18 protein-coding genes are annotated in these 16,217 nt (G+C 40.4%); 13 read left to right on the top strand and 5 right to left on the bottom strand.

The features are described from left to right. Positions 1-290: 290 nt before the first annotated feature. The 7 genes from KSK37_RS00235 (at position 291) to KSK37_RS00265 (ending at position 5,777) form a co-directional block, all read left to right on the top strand. A complete protein-coding gene (locus KSK37_RS00235; RefSeq protein WP_088358492.1) occupies positions 291-662 on the top strand; it encodes a PadR family transcriptional regulator in 372 nt (123 codons plus the stop codon). 4 nt (positions 663-666) lie between these two features. Continuing rightward, positions 667-2,367, top strand: a complete 1,701-nt coding sequence (locus KSK37_RS00240; RefSeq protein ID WP_088358491.1) for a PspC domain-containing protein — start codon at positions 667-669, stop codon at positions 2,365-2,367. A gap of 445 nt (positions 2,368-2,812) precedes the next feature. Beyond that, positions 2,813-3,379 carry a 1-acyl-sn-glycerol-3-phosphate acyltransferase gene (locus tag KSK37_RS00245; protein WP_088358490.1) on the top strand — a complete coding sequence of 189 codons (567 nt, stop codon included), beginning with the start codon at positions 2,813-2,815 and terminating at the stop codon, positions 3,377-3,379. 10 nt (positions 3,380-3,389) lie between these two features. Continuing rightward, positions 3,390-3,818: a PaaI family thioesterase gene (locus KSK37_RS00250; RefSeq protein WP_217198738.1), complete on the top strand. Its 429-nt coding sequence runs from the start codon at positions 3,390-3,392 to the stop codon at positions 3,816-3,818. Between the two features lie 55 nt (positions 3,819-3,873). Further along, positions 3,874-4,848 carry a chorismate-binding protein gene (locus tag KSK37_RS00255; protein WP_217198739.1) on the top strand — a complete coding sequence of 325 codons (975 nt, stop codon included), beginning with the start codon at positions 3,874-3,876 and terminating at the stop codon, positions 4,846-4,848. Then, positions 4,848-5,225, top strand: a complete 378-nt coding sequence (gloA2, locus tag KSK37_RS00260) for an SMU1112c/YaeR family gloxylase I-like metalloprotein (RefSeq protein ID WP_217198740.1) — start codon at positions 4,848-4,850, stop codon at positions 5,223-5,225. Before KSK37_RS00255 ends, gloA2 begins: the two co-directional genes overlap by 1 nt. Before the next feature lie 3 nt (positions 5,226-5,228). Continuing rightward, on the top strand, positions 5,229-5,777 hold the full coding sequence (locus tag KSK37_RS00265) for a DUF1543 domain-containing protein (RefSeq protein WP_217198742.1): 549 nt from the start codon (positions 5,229-5,231) through the stop codon (positions 5,775-5,777). 6 nt (positions 5,778-5,783) lie between these two features. Here the strand turns inward: KSK37_RS00265 and KSK37_RS00270 are convergent, their stop codons facing one another. Next, on the bottom strand, positions 5,784-6,869 hold the full coding sequence (locus KSK37_RS00270) for an endonuclease/exonuclease/phosphatase family protein (protein WP_217198744.1): 1,086 nt from the start codon (positions 6,867-6,869) through the stop codon (positions 5,784-5,786). 165 nt (positions 6,870-7,034) lie between these two features. Here KSK37_RS00270 and KSK37_RS00275 point away from each other — a divergent pair, with 165 nt between their 5' ends. Together KSK37_RS00275 and KSK37_RS00280 are read left to right on the top strand one after the other, a co-directional pair. Continuing rightward, complete coding sequence (locus KSK37_RS00275; protein WP_217198746.1) at positions 7,035-8,141, top strand: 5-(carboxyamino)imidazole ribonucleotide synthase; 1,107 nt, start codon at positions 7,035-7,037, stop codon at positions 8,139-8,141. 77 nt (positions 8,142-8,218) lie between these two features. Beyond that, on the top strand, positions 8,219-8,647 hold the full coding sequence (locus KSK37_RS00280; protein ID WP_217198747.1) for a CBS domain-containing protein: 429 nt from the start codon (positions 8,219-8,221) through the stop codon (positions 8,645-8,647). A gap of 25 nt (positions 8,648-8,672) precedes the next feature. Here the strand turns inward: KSK37_RS00280 and KSK37_RS00285 are convergent, their stop codons facing one another. Next, positions 8,673-9,572, bottom strand: a complete 900-nt coding sequence (locus KSK37_RS00285; RefSeq protein ID WP_217198749.1) for a DMT family transporter — start codon at positions 9,570-9,572, stop codon at positions 8,673-8,675. 298 nt (positions 9,573-9,870) lie between these two features. Between KSK37_RS00285 and KSK37_RS00290 the strand changes: the two genes are divergently transcribed. Further along, positions 9,871-10,344 (top strand): CYTH domain-containing protein, encoded by a 474-nt coding sequence (locus KSK37_RS00290; RefSeq protein WP_217198751.1) that lies wholly within the window; start codon positions 9,871-9,873, stop codon positions 10,342-10,344. Positions 10,345-10,392: 48 nt separating this feature from the next. Next, positions 10,393-11,559: a BaiN/RdsA family NAD(P)/FAD-dependent oxidoreductase gene (locus tag KSK37_RS00295; RefSeq protein ID WP_217198753.1), complete on the top strand. Its 1,167-nt coding sequence runs from the start codon at positions 10,393-10,395 to the stop codon at positions 11,557-11,559. Positions 11,560-11,599: 40 nt separating this feature from the next. Here the strand turns inward: KSK37_RS00295 and KSK37_RS00300 are convergent, their stop codons facing one another. Then, the gene (locus KSK37_RS00300) at positions 11,600-12,811 is read right to left on the bottom strand and encodes an MFS transporter (protein ID WP_217198754.1); all 1,212 of its coding nucleotides are present in this window, start codon (positions 12,809-12,811) and stop codon (positions 11,600-11,602) included. 158 nt (positions 12,812-12,969) lie between these two features. Between KSK37_RS00300 and purE the strand changes: the two genes are divergently transcribed. Then, positions 12,970-13,470, top strand: coding sequence for a 5-(carboxyamino)imidazole ribonucleotide mutase (purE, locus tag KSK37_RS00305; protein WP_217198755.1), 501 nt, complete (start codon positions 12,970-12,972; stop codon positions 13,468-13,470). A gap of 7 nt (positions 13,471-13,477) precedes the next feature. Then, the gene (locus tag KSK37_RS00310) at positions 13,478-14,137 is read left to right on the top strand and encodes an alpha/beta fold hydrolase (protein ID WP_217198756.1); all 660 of its coding nucleotides are present in this window, start codon (positions 13,478-13,480) and stop codon (positions 14,135-14,137) included. Between the two features lie 4 nt (positions 14,138-14,141). On the opposite strand, the gene KSK37_RS00315 is transcribed toward KSK37_RS00310, so the two are convergent. Together KSK37_RS00315 and KSK37_RS00320 are read right to left on the bottom strand one after the other, a co-directional pair. Further along, entirely contained in the window at positions 14,142-15,263 is a 1,122-nt protein-coding gene (locus KSK37_RS00315; protein ID WP_217198757.1) for an alpha/beta hydrolase-fold protein, read from the bottom strand. Between the two features lie 80 nt (positions 15,264-15,343). After that, positions 15,344-15,982 carry an alpha/beta hydrolase gene (locus tag KSK37_RS00320; RefSeq protein ID WP_217198759.1) on the bottom strand — a complete coding sequence of 213 codons (639 nt, stop codon included), beginning with the start codon at positions 15,980-15,982 and terminating at the stop codon, positions 15,344-15,346. Between the last annotated feature and the right edge of the window lie 235 nt (positions 15,983-16,217).

Genomic DNA, 16,217 nt, shown 5'->3' on the forward strand with positions numbered 1-16,217 from the left:
TAATAAAAATGAATCCGTCTCAGTAATGAGACGGATTTTTTTATACCAAATACAAAAAAAATAATTACAGCGAAACTTTTCCCAAATTCGTGAAATCGCAATGGTGATGAGACTTGTTGCTTGGTTTTCAATACATCAGAAGAAAAAAAAATATAAATTTTTTAAATATTTTTACTACTTTGTATTGCATATTACTAGATTTATTTTATATCTTTGCAATGTAAGATTGAAGTTCGGAACCCGGGTTTTGATTTTCTACAAAATTTAACCAATTAATAACCTCATATAATATGAACACAGAAAACACCAAAGCGCAGATGCGAAAAGGAATTCTGGAATTCTGTATTTTGAGTTTGATCGACAAAAGAGAAATGTATGTTTCCGATCTGATCGATGAACTTAAAAACGGAAAACTGGATGTGGTGGAAGGTACGCTTTACCCTCTGCTCACAAGATTAAAAAATGGCGAATTCCTCTCTTACCGATGGGAAGAATCTACAGGAGGCCCGCCAAGAAAGTACTACCAGATTACTGAAAAAGGCAAGCTTTTTCTCGCCGAACTTCTCAATACCTGGAAAGACCTCACAGATTCTGTAAACCAAATTACAAAAAACAATAACCCGACGAACGCACCTGAAAGCTCGTTCCATCCAAATACTTAAAACTATGAACAAGACACTCTCAATAGGACTCGCCGGTTTCTCTTTCACCATTGAGGAACATGCATATATCAAACTCAGCGATTATCTTGCTGCGCTCCGCAGCTCTCTTGATACCAATGAAGCGGATGAGGTGATGCATGATATCGAAATCAGAATGGTTGAAATTTTCAAAGATGCTTTAGGAAAACGCGAAGTAATCAATGATACCGATGTGGAAAAAGTAATCTCACAAATCGGAAAACCTGAACAGATTGAAGAACAGGAAGAAGCATACTTTTCTGAAAAATCAAGCAGAAAAGAAAACAGAACTTCGGGAACTTTCAACGGACAGAAACAGCTCTTCCGTGATCCCGAAAAACAGAAAATAGCAGGTGTTTGCGCCGGTTTGGCTCATTATGTTGGTATGGATGTAAGTGCGATGCGCGCCATCTGGCTGGGTGTTGCGGTACTGGGAGTTTTCACTGCCGCCATTTCAACTTCCCTAATAATCCTGATTTACGGTATCCTGTGGATCGTTTTGCCTAAAGCGGAAACTGCAACCGATTTTCTGAAAATGAAGGGAAAGCCTATGAACTTCGATAATCTGAAAAACGAATCCAACAAGCTGGTACAGTTTGCCAATGAATCTACCCAGAGAGTCGGAGAGATCTACAACGAAAACAAGCCCTATATCACCAATGCAGGAAGCGGACTTTGGAATGTCATCCGTTATGTGTTGGGAGGAATCTTCGGATTCATGGCAATTGGATGTATTGTGGGCGCGTTTTTCATCTTCGGTCTTTTTGGAGGAAATTCAGATTTGCCGCCGATGAGAGAATTCAATTTTCTCTTCGAAGACGACGGAATGAGCAACGTATTATACGGAATGATGCTTATTGGAACCCTGATTCCTGCATTGCTTTTCAGTTTGCTTTCCATTAAATTGATTTCTCCTAAAACCCAGCTTCGAAACGTAGGATATGTGGTAGGAGCCTTGTTTTTAATCCTTTTGGCTTTCGGAACTTATTTCGGAATCAACATGGCCAAAAAAGACATGATCTACAAAGGACATAAAGAAGATACCGAAAATGTAGCGGTTAATACAACTTCAGACAGTTTATATGTCGATGTGAAACAGGTGGTGATTCCTCAGAATTTCATCGCGTATGACGACGACATCTACTCCAACAAGAAAGATGTGTATGAAGAAGATTATCCTTACGTGAACGTAACCAGAAAAGCAGACGTGAAAGTACCTTATTTGGTTGTTAAAAAAGAAGGTAAAGGCTATAACGTTCCGATTCAGCTGAGCGTTCCGGTAGAGATTGAAAACAATAAAATTCTTTTGCCAAATTTTGTGAAGTATCCTTACGCGCACCGTTTCCGTAATTATAATGTCGATTATGAGTTGGTAGTGCCAATGAACACCAAAGTTTTCAAACTGAAAGAAAACCGTGTCAACCTAAACGGAGATCTGGACGGTGATGGAAATGATGAGGATGATGACAACGGTGTGGTGATCGAAAAAGATAAAATCAAAATCAACGGTTCTACCATTCAGTACAATTCCAACGATAAGGACAGTGTGATTATTAACGGTAAAAAAATGCCTAAAGAAGAAGCCGATAAGATAATGGATTCCATGAAAGTTAATTTTAACAAACTGGAAGATGTGAACATTACCATCAAAAACGGCAAAAAGGAAATATCCATTAAAACTAAATAATGAGAGTGGATAGGCAAAAGCGGAGGATTTGATCAGTTTAAAAAATCCGCTTTTCGCTTGTTCCTCAATAATGAAACTTTAATAAAATTTAACATCAGAAACCGTATTTCAATTAAAAAAAATACTAATTTCGTACTGTTAATTTCGATCAGCTGTCAGTTAACAATTAAAAACATAAATCATGGTACAGTTTGTATTTGAAATCGCAATGAAAATCATCGATTTCGTAAGCAGTTTATTTTAGTTAAGATATTTATTCAATATATTTGTAAAGTATAACCAATACACTTGGTTATACTTTTTTGTTTATAATAACGGGATTAACTGGATCATAGAAAGCTGAAATTTCTGAAAGCTTATTTACGGTTTGCCACAATAAAAGAACAGAAAATTCACTCAAAACATTTCAAAAATAATCCGACAAAATTCGTCTAATTCAGATAAAATGAAAAAACTCTTAGCAAAACTCATCCTGAAAATCATTGGCTGGAAAGTCGTCCTCGAAGGCGATGTCAACAATTTGGACCGCTGCATTCTGGTCGTGGCGCCGCATACTGCCAATGCAGAATACATGTTGGGAAACTTGGCCTACTGGTCTTTGGGAAAACCTCTGAAAGTCATTATCAAAGATGACCATACCAAAGCCTGGTACGGATTTCTCGTGAAAGCCATGGGCGGTGTAGGAATCGACCGTTCTCAGAAAAACGACCTGGTTAAATTTGTGGTTGATCAGTTCAAAAAAGAAGATTTCAGTCTGGTAATTACTCCCGAAGGAACCAGAAGCTGGGTGCCGAAGTGGCGCAAAGGGTTCTATCACATGGCGCTTGCAGCTAAAGTGCCTATCGTAGTGGCCGCGGGAGATTTCAGAACCAAACAGATTCACCTCGGTTATAAAATTTCTGTCGAAGATCTGGAAACGCGGACTTTCGAAGATATCATGCAGGAAATGGAGGAATATTACAAAAAGATCACACCGAAATATCCTGAAAAATGGAATCCTAAAATCTATTAAACTGTAAAATATGACCGACGATAAAAAGAACGAAATTCTTCACCAGCTCAACAATTGGGGCGGGGAAAATTTAGGCAAAACCCTGGGTATTGTTTTTACTGAAGTGACGGACGAATCGCTCAGCGCGACAATGCCGGTGACTCCAAAAGTTCATCAGCCATACGGCATTTTACATGGCGGTGCAAGCTGTGTTCTGGCAGAAACTTTGGGTTCCTGTCTTTCGGTTCTGCATGTGGATACCGAAAAAGTGGTGCCGGTGGGAACCAATATCAATTCCAATCATTTGCGGAGCAAAAAAGAAGGAACCGTAACCGGAACTGCAAGATTTATCAGAAAAGGCAAAACCATGCACGTTTCCGAAATCGATATCCGCGACGAAAAGGGCGAACTCATCAATCATACCACGATGACCAACAATATTATTCCGAGACCGAATTAATAAAAGCGGGCACAAAATTTTCCGCATGGAATGCTTTTAATTAAATAGTATCAAAATGATCTTTTTCAGATTTCCTTTTTCAGAAAAAATTTACACTACTGACGATATTTCGGCTCAGAAGCCTGTATCTTTTTTTTCTTTTGACAAGTCGGAAAGGATCGGTTTTACAGGAAATATAAAAGAAATTCCTTTAGCTGATCTTTTGAATGAGGAGATTTCCAATGTCGATTTAGTAACTGAACTTCAGAACTTCAGTGAAGAAAACGAAATTGATTACAGGGAAAAACTGGAGAATGTCATTGATTTTATTAAAGAAAACAGGCTTTCAAAACTCGTTATTTCAAGAAGAAAATTACTCGAATTCAAAGATTCAAAAGTCAGTCTAAGTCAAACTTTTCTGAATTTGTGTAAAGCTTATCCCAATGCTTTCGTGTACTTTTTCATCAAAGACGGAAAATGCTGGCTGGGTGCTTTTTCGGAAGTTCTGGGAAAATTCAGTAAAAAAACTTCACAGTTTGAAACCATGAGTCTGGCAGGAACAATTCCTGTTAACGAAAACTGGACAAAAAAAGAAATTGAAGAACAGAAACCGGTAACCGATTTTATTAAAAATATTCTGAAAAACTTCACTTCTGAAGTGGAAGAATCTGAAACCTACGATCACGTTTCCGGAAATATCAAACATTTAAGAACCGATTTCAAAGCGAAAATCGAAAAAGATGATCTCGAAAAACTTATTACCGAACTGCATCCGACGCCAGCAGTATGCGGTATTCCGAAAGCATTTTGCATGAATGCTATTGATGATTTCGAGATGCATCCACGGAATTTCTATGCAGGATATATTAAAGTGGAAACCGAAGAAACGGTGCAGTATTTTGTCAATCTCCGCTGCGCTGAATTTTTTAAAAATGCCGCATTAATCTATGTCGGTGGCGGAATTACCGCAGAAAGTTCTCCAGAAAAAGAATGGATAGAAACGGAACTGAAATCCCAGGCAGTTATCAGTAACATTCAATATTTGGATTAATGCAGATTCACCACATCGCCATCATATGCTCCCATTACGAAGTTTCCAAAAGATTCTACACTGAAGTTTTGGGACTTAAAATCCTGCGCGAAGTGTACCGTCCGGAAAGAGAATCTTTTAAACTCGATTTGGGAATTGAAAACCAATACGTGATCGAATTGTTTTCTTTTCCGAACCCGCCCAAAAGACCTTCAAGACCGGAAAGCTGCGGTCTGAGACATCTTGCTTTTTCTGTAAAAAATGTTGAGGAAAAACGTCGCGAACTCATGGAAAAAGGCTTGAAATGCGAGGATATCCGCATTGATGAATTTACAGACCGGAAATTTTTCTTCACCCAGGATCCCGATGATCTGCCGTTGGAATTTTATCAGGCTTAAAAGATGAAATTATTTTATATCCTTCTCGGAGCTGCAGTAAAGGGCAGAAATGTCGAACAGCACGATGTGTTCTTTGGTATCGCCCCAAAACTGAAAGATCTCGTTCCCTATATCAAAGATTTCTGGCCGGAAGCGGGCAGTGAACTTCACCTTGATGCATATCAGGAAGTGAAATTTGCCGACGGCTACGAAATTAGAATTGTAGAAAAAGAAAGGGGGAAAACTGAAAACCACTTATTTTTCATCAACCTCGGCGGATACAGAGCCGGCTTTTTCGACGAATTTCATGAGCGTCATTTAATGGTTGGAAAAAAAATGTCTGAGATTATCAAAAGAGCAAAGCAGACCGAATTTTATAAAACCATGGGATTTGCTGGCGCAGTAAGCCACATCGATGATAAATACGGGGTGGATATCGACGATATTTCTAAGGTAAATGATCTCTTGCCTCAGGAAATGAAGGAAAAATATGCGATTGTTTTAGAAAAATCTGATGCTGTTAATCAGGTGAATGTCATGAAGGTCAAATATCTTAAAATCGATAAAATTTAGCTTCATTTATTCTGTTGCAATTTCTTCGCGGTTGTCCGATTCCTCTTTGATCCCTTCTTCAATAAGTTCTTCCACAATCTCTTCCTCTTCAGGTTTCAAAGTTTTTACCTCGTCCTCCTGTTTGGTGTCATAAAGATTGATATGGAATTCACACAGAATGGGGAAGTGATCGGAACCGATGGCCTCCAGGGTTTCAAGTTTCTCAACAAAGATTTCCGGCGAGTGGAAAAGCAGATCCAGCGGAACCCGGAAAAACCAGTATTTCGCGTGGAAAGTCGCAAGAATTCCGCGGCCTACACGGGCATCGATCAGCTCGCTGGTTTTCCTGAAAAGTATGGAGGTAACCGACCATGCCACCGTGTTGAAATCCCCGATAACCAGTGACGGAACCGGGTGTTCCCTGATTTTTTTAGCAACACAGAGCAGATCACCGTCTCTTTCTTTGGAGGTGGTTTCTTCTGTAGGACTTGGCGGCGGCGGATGAACGGCAAACACTACGAAATCATGACCGTCAGAAGTTTGAAACTGGGCTTCTATACTCGGGACATCCTCCGCGACGAAAAAGTGCACCGTAGATTTTACAAACGGAATTTTCGAATAAAGATGCATTCCGTAAGTGTTTTCAAGGGTGATTTTCTCTGTAAACGGATATTCTTTTTCAAATTTACGGTTGGCTTTTTCCCAGTCAGAATTGCTTTCCATGGTGATGAAAATATCCGGTCTGTATTTTTCGATAAGCTGCTGCAGCAGATGAAAATCCTTGTTAAACTGATAAACGTTTACGGAAATAACCTTTACCGTAGCCGACGCTGTAGATTTTTTCTTTACCGCTTTCTTTTTGTAGAATTTGGTGTATCGTATTAAGATGTAAAGGTGATAAAGAATAAGTGCAAACTGTATTGCATTGACGATCCAGAACCACAGGTCCTTTTCAGCAAAAAATAACGTCGCCGTAAATACAATTCCCTGAAGAACAAGAATCTGGATTTTCATAAATTCCGGAACACGGAAAACCCAGTGCTGGTTTCTGAAAAACGGAAGCACACTCAGCACAATAAGAAGTACCGAAAAAATAGCGAGAAATAGTTCCATAGTTTATTTGATGCAAAGTAAAAGCAAAAACCTTTACTGCAAATATGTTTCCATTTAAAACTTAAATAAATAAATCATTTTTATGTCCTAAGAATTGCTTTTTGTAATTTTGTGAATCCCGATCCTGGAGGAATCGGAATCTAAAATCTAAAAAAAGGTGAAAATATGAAAATCGGAATTCTCGGTGGCGGACAGCTTGGACGGATGCTTATTCAGGAAGCATTGAAATATGATGACGAATGGTTTACCCTCGATCCTGCTGCAGACGCGCCCTGTCACACTATTTCCAATTTCACTCACGGTAATTTTGATGATTTTGATACAGTTTTCAATTTTGGGAAAGGGAAAGACGTTGTCTCCATAGAAATTGAACACGTCAATGTTGACGCACTTTTCGAACTTCGTGAATGCGGCATTAAAGTAATTCCGAGTCCGGAAATTATTCAGATTATACAGCAGAAAATTCTGCAGAAAGAGTTTTATAAGAAACACGGCATTCCAAGCCCGGAATTTCAGATCATTAAGAATAAATCGGAAGCGGATTTTCCTTTGCCTTTTGTGCAGAAGATGAATGCCGGCGGTTACGACGGAAAAGGAGTGCAGGTGATCAGAACCCGGGAAGATCTGGAAAGTTTATGGAATGTTCCTTCAGTTTTGGAAAGTCTTGTGGATATCGAAAAAGAACTTTCGATTATTGTCGCGATCAGTGAAAGCGGCGAAACCAAAACTTTTCCGGTAACCGAAATGATCGCAGATCCCAAACTCAATCTGCTTGATTTCAATATCTGTCCGGCTCATATTTCTGCCGCTGTTGAAACTCAGATTCAGGAGATCGTAAATAAATTTATTGCCGCCGCAAACGCTCCGGGGCTTTTTGCCATTGAACTTTTTCTCGATAAATCCGGTAAAGTTTGGGTCAACGAAACCGCGCCGCGATTACACAATTCCGGTCATCAGACTCAGGAAGGTAACGCGAATTCCCAGTTTGAACAGCTGTACAGGGTTTTAAAAAATCTGCCGCTTGCCGACACTGCCGCTTGCGGATTTTCCGGAATGCTGAACCTGGTAGGAGAAGAAAATTTTTCGGGAAAAGTGAAGTATGAAGGTTTGGATGAAGTCCTGAAGCTTCCCAAAACCTATGTTCATCTTTATGGTAAAACCGAAACCAAACCGGGCCGGAAAATGGGGCACATCAACGTATTGGCGGATTCCCGTCACGAACTTTTGGATCAATTAATTCACATCAAATCACTGGTAAAGGTTACTGCATAAGTCTTCCGGTAAACTGGCTGAAATTTTTCCGTAATTAAGAATTTTGTAATAACTTTATTACGATAAAATAATTGATTATGAGTAATATAGCTACAATTCTGGCCCGTAAGGGCAGTTCGTATGTTACGGTAGAGCCGGAACAGACTGTTTTGGAAGCCTTACAGCTGATGGCCGATAAAAATGTTGGCGCGGTAGTCGTAAAAGATGCTGAAAAATACCACGGGATTTTTACCGAAAGAGATTATTCCCGGAACGTTATCCTGAAAAACCGGCATTCTTCTGATACCAAGGTAAAGGAAGTGATGTCTGTCGGCTTACCCGAACTCAATGCACTGGACAGTCTAAATCACTGCATGCAGGTGATGGCAGATCACAATGTGCGCTACCTTCCGGTAATGGAAGACGGAAACATGACCGGCATAATCTCCATTACTGATGTGATCAGGGAAAAAGTGATTTATCAGAAAGAAGTCATCAGGCACCTCAAAGATTATATTCAGGGTTAAGAATAATTTTGCTTTCCGGAATTTTCTACTTCCTTCTAAACATCCCCTTTTGATAATTGGTGATAAACACACCGCAGATAATCAGTACCGTTGCGGTAATGAATGCTGCCGAAATTTCTTCGTTCAGAACCAGCCATCCCAAAAATATCGCGATGATGGTATTGACGTAGGAAAGCAGCGAAATTTGTGTTGGTGAGATTTTCTTTAATGCAAAATGAAATGCAAAATAAGCTGCTACCGAACCAAACACAGCGAGATATACGGTCGCTGCCATACTTCTGAAAGTCCAGGAAGCGACATCAATCCTGTCAGACAGCATAAATCCGAATCCGATCTGTATCACCGCGGAAAAAGCAAACTGGTAAAAGAGATTCAGGGAAATATTCTGCTTTTGAAGATGAAGTTTCTTAGTGAAAATGGAGCCAAGTGCCCATCCGGAAATGGCAATAAAACTGAATAAAACCCCCATCCGGTAATCGGGATTCAGCAAATCCTCCAGACCGTCCTTAAAAATAAGAACGATACCGGTAAATCCCATGATAATTCCTGCCAGCGCACGGTAGGTGAATTTCTGCAGACCAAAAAATATACTACCGAGAAAGATCAGAAGCGGAGAAGCCGCACTGATCAGTGAAGCCAGACTGCTGGAAATATGTTTTTCTGCCACGGTCATCATTCCGTTCGCTACAATCAGCATCAGTATGGAAAACATGATCTGAATCCACAAATTTTTCCACCCGATCCATTTAAGTTCTTTAGAAAACAGCAGGATAATTAACAATAGAGCTGCTGCAATAAACTGACGGATGCCGGCGACAAACCACGGCGGAATACTTTCTACCGCAATACGGATCCCTAAAAATGTAGTGCCCCAAACAACGGCAACAGTAAAAATCGCAAGAACTAATCTGGGGTCTCTGAACATAAAAACTGAAAGTGTGAAAGTTAAATAATCCGCAAAAAATGGCAGGTTTTTTTTGCAACTTTGCAAAGGTAGATTTTAGGAACTGACGGTGCAAAGATTCTTTAAACTGTTTTTTGGAATAATTTTGTTTTGACCCGAGCAATCCATCCGTTTTCGTATATTCCTGAGTTTATTAGAATCCAGAAACAGGAATCGGTGAACCACTGACTCCGCAAAACTTAGATCTCAAAAATATTATTCTGTATCTTTGAAACCTCTTTAATTCGAATAATTAACCGCAATTTTAATTCATGTCAGGATGGCTTTAGAAATCGAAAGGAAATTTTTAGTGAAGGAAAAACTTTGGCAGCAGTCGGACAAACCTTCAGGTGAATTCTTCAGACAGGGTTATTTATTAACGGATCCGGTCAAAACAGTTCGCGTGCGTCAAACGGCTGATAAAGGTTTTATCACCATCAAAGGAATTTCGGTGGGCGCAACAAGAACTGAATATGAATACGAAATTCCTGCTTCAGATGCTGAAGAGCTGCTTAATGAGTTTTCCGGATCCGAACTTTCGAAAACCAGATATAAAATTTTCTTTGAAGGCAAACTGTGGGAGGTCGATGAATTTCTGGGCGATAACGAAGGATTGATTGTGGCGGAAATAGAACTGGAAAGCGAAGACGAAAACTTTGCGCTTCCGGAGTGGGTAGATGTGGAAGTGACTTCGGAGGAAAAATATTACAATTCAAATTTAACCCTTAACCCTTTTAAAAACTGGCCGCTGTAAATTCAGGGAATTCACATTAGACCAAACTAAAAATTAGTTTTGCATCACATGCACGGAGATCAAATTATCATTATCGGAGCCGGTCCCGCGGGATTGATGGCAGCACAGATTTTAGCCGAAAAAGGTTTTAAGGTTCATGTTTATGAACAGAATAAAGCGGCGGCAAGGAAATTTCTGGTGGCTGGAAATGGCGGTTTCAATTTGACACACAGCGAAGAGATCGAAAATTTCGTTCAGAAATACGACGCGGCTGAAATTCAGGATATCGTAAGGCAGTTTGATAATCAGAAAGTCATCAGTTGGCTGGCGGATCTTGGAATTACTACCTATGTCGGGAGCTCGGGAAAGATTTTCCCGACCAAAAATTTCAAGCCCATTCAGGTTTTGAATGCATGGCTGAATACTCTGGAATCATTGGGCGTGGTCATTCATTACGGACAACGGTTTGTTAATTTTGATGATTATTTCGTTTATTTTTGCGGAAATGATAATGAGATAAAGGTCAGGTACTCAAAACTGATTTTGGCGATGGGAGGCGGTTCCTGGAAAAAAACCGGTTCCGATGCCAAATGGATGGATGTTTTAGCTCAAAAAAACATTCAAATAACTTCGCTGCAGCCTGCCAATTCCGGTTACAATACAGATCCCAAACTTCATCATCTGGAAGGGCAGTATCTGAAAAATATTGAAGTTTCTTTTGGAGAAAATAGGAGAGTTGGTGAAATTGTTTTCACTAAATATGGAATAGAAGGGAGTCCGGTTTATTACCTGAACCGGTTTACAAGGAAGCATCATTTTCCTTTAACAGTTCACCTCGATTTAAAACCTAATCTTACAGAAACTGAAATTTTAAAGGAATTACAGGGACCGGATAATAATACTTCTGTATTGAAAAAGAAACTGAAACTCTCTGCAACTGCCATTAATCTTCTGAAAACTTTGGATAAAGGAAGTTACACCAGCCCAGATATTTTAGCCGGCAGAATAAAGCAGTTTCCCATAGAAGTTCTCAGTTTCCGTCCTCTTGATGAAGTGATTTCAACTTCCGGAGGCGTGAGTTTTTCCGCATTAAATTCTAAATTGGAACTGATCGGTTTTCCGAATGTGTATTGCGCCGGCGAAATGATTGACTGGGAAGCGCCAACAGGAGGTTATCTTTTACAGGCCTGTTTCAGTACTGGGTTTTGGGTGGGAAATTCCATTAACGAAGCTTAGAAGTTCCATGGGAGCAGAGCTGAATAATTTTTCTGCTTTCTTAAAAGTCGGATTTTTCCCGCTGAGAAAGCATTTTTATTCCTGCAGCAGCAACTAAGCACAGAATGATCAGCACCACCCACAAAGCGGTATAACTGAAACGGTCGGCAATAAAAGCGCCGCCTGCAGGAGCGATAATTCCCGATAGCGACCAAACGAAAGTGTAGGCGGAAGCATAGCTGGCGCGGGATTCTTCGCCCGCCCTGTTCACCACAAAAGTATTGATAAAAGGCAAAGCCAGCATTTCGCTCACCGTAAGAAAGACAATGGCGATAACCGCAGAAACGATGACGGAAAATACAGGAAAAAGGATCAGGGAAAAGCCGATCGCTGCAATGAATATTCCGACATAAATATACATGACATCTCTTTTTCTGGTCTGAAGATGCTGTACCAGAACCATTTCGAAAACGGCGATGATCATTCCGTTAAGTCCCAGAATACTTCCGATCAAAGATTCATCGATATGCTGAATATCTTTCCAGAAAACCGGTACCAGTTTAAAAACCACCAGAAAGCAGGAAATATAAATCATAATGAGCAGCAGGAATTTCATATATACCGCATCTTTCCACGGAGATTTCGGACTGGCGATCTGGCTGTTTTCTTTATTTTTTTTAATCTGTTTGATTTTCGGCAAAAGTACCATAATTAAAATCCCGACAAGGATATACGTTGATCCTTCCACAAAGAAAAGCAGGTGATAGTCGATCGATGCCAGAATTCCGCCGACAGCCGTTCCTAAACCCATTCCCAGATTCACTGCAAAACGGTTTAAAGAATAAGATTTCGTCATCATTTCCGGTTTTGCATAATATGCAATCGCGGTGAAATTTGCCGGCCGGAATGCCTCACTGAAAAACCCAATGAGAACGGCAACCACGCACAGCATCTGAAAATCGGTGATCCTGGCAAAGAAAATAAACAGCAAGCCGCTGAGAATGCTCGTTACAATCTGCACTGCTCTGAATCCTATTTTTTTAATAAAATAGCCGCTGGATAAAGCACCCAGTACCGCGCCGACCCCAAACAAAGTAATCACCAAACCTGCGTCGGCAAGGCTTCTGCCGAAAATCCGGGTAACATACACACTCATAAAAACCGCCGCCATGGTTCCCATTCTGTTGATGAGCATCACAAGGGAAAGCATCCAGCTTTCTTTGCTCAGTCCGCTGAAAGCTGTTTTGTAAGTGTTGACAATTTTATTGAGCATAAGGAAGAAAAGGAGTTGGAATAAGAACTGCAAAAATAGATAAATTACCGGATCAAAGAATGATTTTCAATTGATTCCGCAGAATTTTTTAACCGTTCAAATGACTCTCTTTTCTGTAATTAAATTTTTATCTTTGAACATCTAATAAAACTTAAATAATGGTCGGAATTATAATGGGCAGCCAAAGCGATTTGCCGGTAATGCAGCACGCAGCAGATTTTCTGAAATCAATGGGAATACCTTACGAACTGACCGTAGTTTCTGCACACAGAACTCCGGAAAGAATGTTCAGTTACGCTAAGTCGGCGAAAGAACGCGGCCTGAAAGTGATCATTGCGGGAGCAGGCGGCGCAGCACATTTGCCAGGAATGGTGGCCAGCTGTACCACTTTACCCGTCGTTGGTGTTCCTATTTTATCTTCCAATTCAATCGACGGATGGGATTCAGTTTTGTCGATTTTACAGATGCCCTCCGGAATTCCTGTAGCAACGGTAGCTTTGAACGGCGCCACGAACGCCGGGATTTTAGCCGCCAAAATCATAGGAATAGCCGATGAAACCGTTTCTGAAAAATTAGAGCTTTATCAGAATTCATTAAAAGATAAAGTGCTGGACACCGTGGAAAAGATTAAGGAAATACATCCTAATCAGTTTGATTAAATCAAACATGAATAAAATTTATATTTTCAGTGGTTTAGGCGTAGATAAAAGAGTTTTCGATAAAATTGATTTCGGAAATTTAGATGTTGAATTTGTTGACTGGATAACACCGCAGAAGAAAGAAAGCATAGAAAATTATGCACGCAGAATTCAGGAAAATATAAAAACAGAAAACCCTATTCTGATTGGTTTATCCTTTGGTGGAATGGTTTCTGTTGAAATTTCAAAAATAAGAAAAACACAAAAAATCATTCTTTTGGCTTCCGCAAAAATTAAAAGCGAACTGCCTTTAATGTATCGGATTTCAGGGATATGCAATCTCCATAAAATGATTCCGAATTCAGTTTTTAAATTTCATACTTTCATCACGAACTGGATGTTTGGTGCGCGTTCAGCTGAGGAAAAAAAGCTATTAAGAAATATTATAAAAGATACTGATCCGGATTTTCTAAGCTGGGCAGTGAATGAAATTGTCAACTGGGAAAACCAAATTACACCTGAAAATGCATTACACATTCATGGAGACAGGGACAAAGTTATCCCGTTGCGAAACGTAAAAGCCGACCATATTATTAAAAATGGAGGTCATTTTATGACAGTGAGTCATTCCGCGGAAATTGGAGTGATGATAAGAAATATACTGAATAATTCTACCAAACAGATCTGAGAAATCAATTAAACAGCCAAAGATATGCTCCGGGAAACTCTTTCGCCCAGTAACTTTCCGAATGCGTTCCGTACTCATCAAATTTGGTTTTAATATTCTTTTCCGGAACTTTCTTTTTTAAAATCTCTACTACTTCTGCAATATCAGAAACCATGTCTTCAGATTCTTTGCTTCCGGCGAGGAAATAAAAGCGGGTGTGTCTGAGTTTTTTAGAATGCTGGTTCAGGTACTGTTTCAGATCATTTTTAGCAAACCAAAAGCTTGGACTGAAAATTCCCAGCTTCCCGAATTTCTCAGGATATTTCATGCCGGCATAAAAAGAGATAAGTCCGCCCATCGACGACCCGATTAATCCGGTGTTTTTTGCGGAAGAACGCGTCCGGTAATGCTGATCAACATAGGGCTTTAAAGTCTGCGCCAGAAAATCAGCATATAAATCGCCTTTTCCGCCGCCATATTTTGCGTTTTTCCAGGGTGAATATTCATTCAGTCTTTCGCTGCCGCCATTATCGATTCCTATAACTATAGCTTGCTTTTCCCCTTTCGCGAAAAGTGCATCCAGCGTTTCGTCCACCTTCCATTCGCCGGAAAACGAAGTCTGTCCGTCAAACAGGTTCTGCCCGTCTTCCATATAGATTACCGGATATCTCTTTTCCGAAGAAGCGTAATCAGACGGAAGATAAATCCAGATTTTTCTGACGGTGTTCAGTTGCGGAATGGAAAAGTTTTCGCTCAGAATCTTCACATTCGGTGTGGCGGTATTTTTCTTTAATTCAGGTTTTGCCCAGGAGATAATTTCGTTTTTAATAAGCTGCTGTTTTCCGGTAAAGGTGAAAACCCTGTTCTCAATTCCTTTCCCTTCTGCATTCCCTTCTGCGGTTTCCCAGCTTCCGCGGGTGAATTTGTATTCTGTTTTACCCTGGTTTTCCGGGATTTCGATGAAATAACTTCCGTCGGCGTCTTTTTTGAGCTGAAATGCAGCATCATTCGGGTTCCAGCCATTCAGCGAAGAAGCCATAAAGATCTGGGTGTTTTGCGGCGTATCTTTTGGAACGGTGACCGAAATTTTGATCTGTGAATGCAGATGAGTCAGCGGGAACAGGAAAAAAAACAGGAAATATTTCATGCGTTGAATATTTTGCGGAAGTTTGATCGGCACCGAAAAAATGCGTCGGCGAAAAGTCAGGGTTTCAGAAAACAGCTAAATTATTTTTTAAAGAACTCCATCAGATCCATATAGTTTTTCTGGTTGACGCCGTGTCCGCTCATATACTCCCGGAAGGAGAAAAAGCAGCTCAGATCATAAAGCAGGTCTGCCGCTTTGCGTCCCCATTCCAGCGGAATTACAGTGTCATCCGTGCCGTGCGAAATAAAAAATCTCAGATGTTGCAGTTTCTTTTTCTCTTTCACGATGTTTTCCAGCAGTTTTTCCTCAGGATAAGCGCTCATGCACGCAATTTTCGAAAAAAGTTCAGGGTGCTGCAATGCAAGTGCATACGCTAAAATCCCGCCCTGAGAAAAGCCGCAAAGATGGGTTTCATTTTCGGTGAGACCGTAGCCGTTGGAAATTTCCATAATGTTTTCCAGGATCCCGTCCAGCGATGCTTTAGCCTGAGGCAGATCGATCCGGTCTTCCTCCTTCATAAGGTCGATGTTGTACCACGAGTAACCTCCAAATTCTGTAGTCATCGGAGCGCGGAAACTTACCACCAGCCAGTCTTCAGGCAGTGTCGGAACGAAAGAAAAGAGATCTTCCTCGTTGCTTCCGTAGCCGTGTATTAAGATCAGAAGTGGGGTTTTCGGGGTGATATTTTGCGGTTCACGAACCAGATATTGTAAATCCATATCACAAAGATATTCTATTTTTTCAGGAGCAACAAGAGCGGTTTTTCTCCGGTTTCCCGTCCGGCTGTCCGCACTCGCTTTTCTATAGCCTCCGCACAAAACCCGCCGCCTATAGAAAGAGCTCAGACAGATGCTCCCATCCGGGCTAAAATAAAGGACCGTTTTTCTTTCAGAAAGCAATAAAAAGCAAAATTTACAATCAATGAAACCTAGGCATAAAAAAAACCGGATTCAA

The organism is Kaistella soli (assembly GCF_019038595.1).
Lineage (GTDB): Bacteria > Bacteroidota > Bacteroidia > Flavobacteriales > Weeksellaceae > Kaistella > Kaistella soli.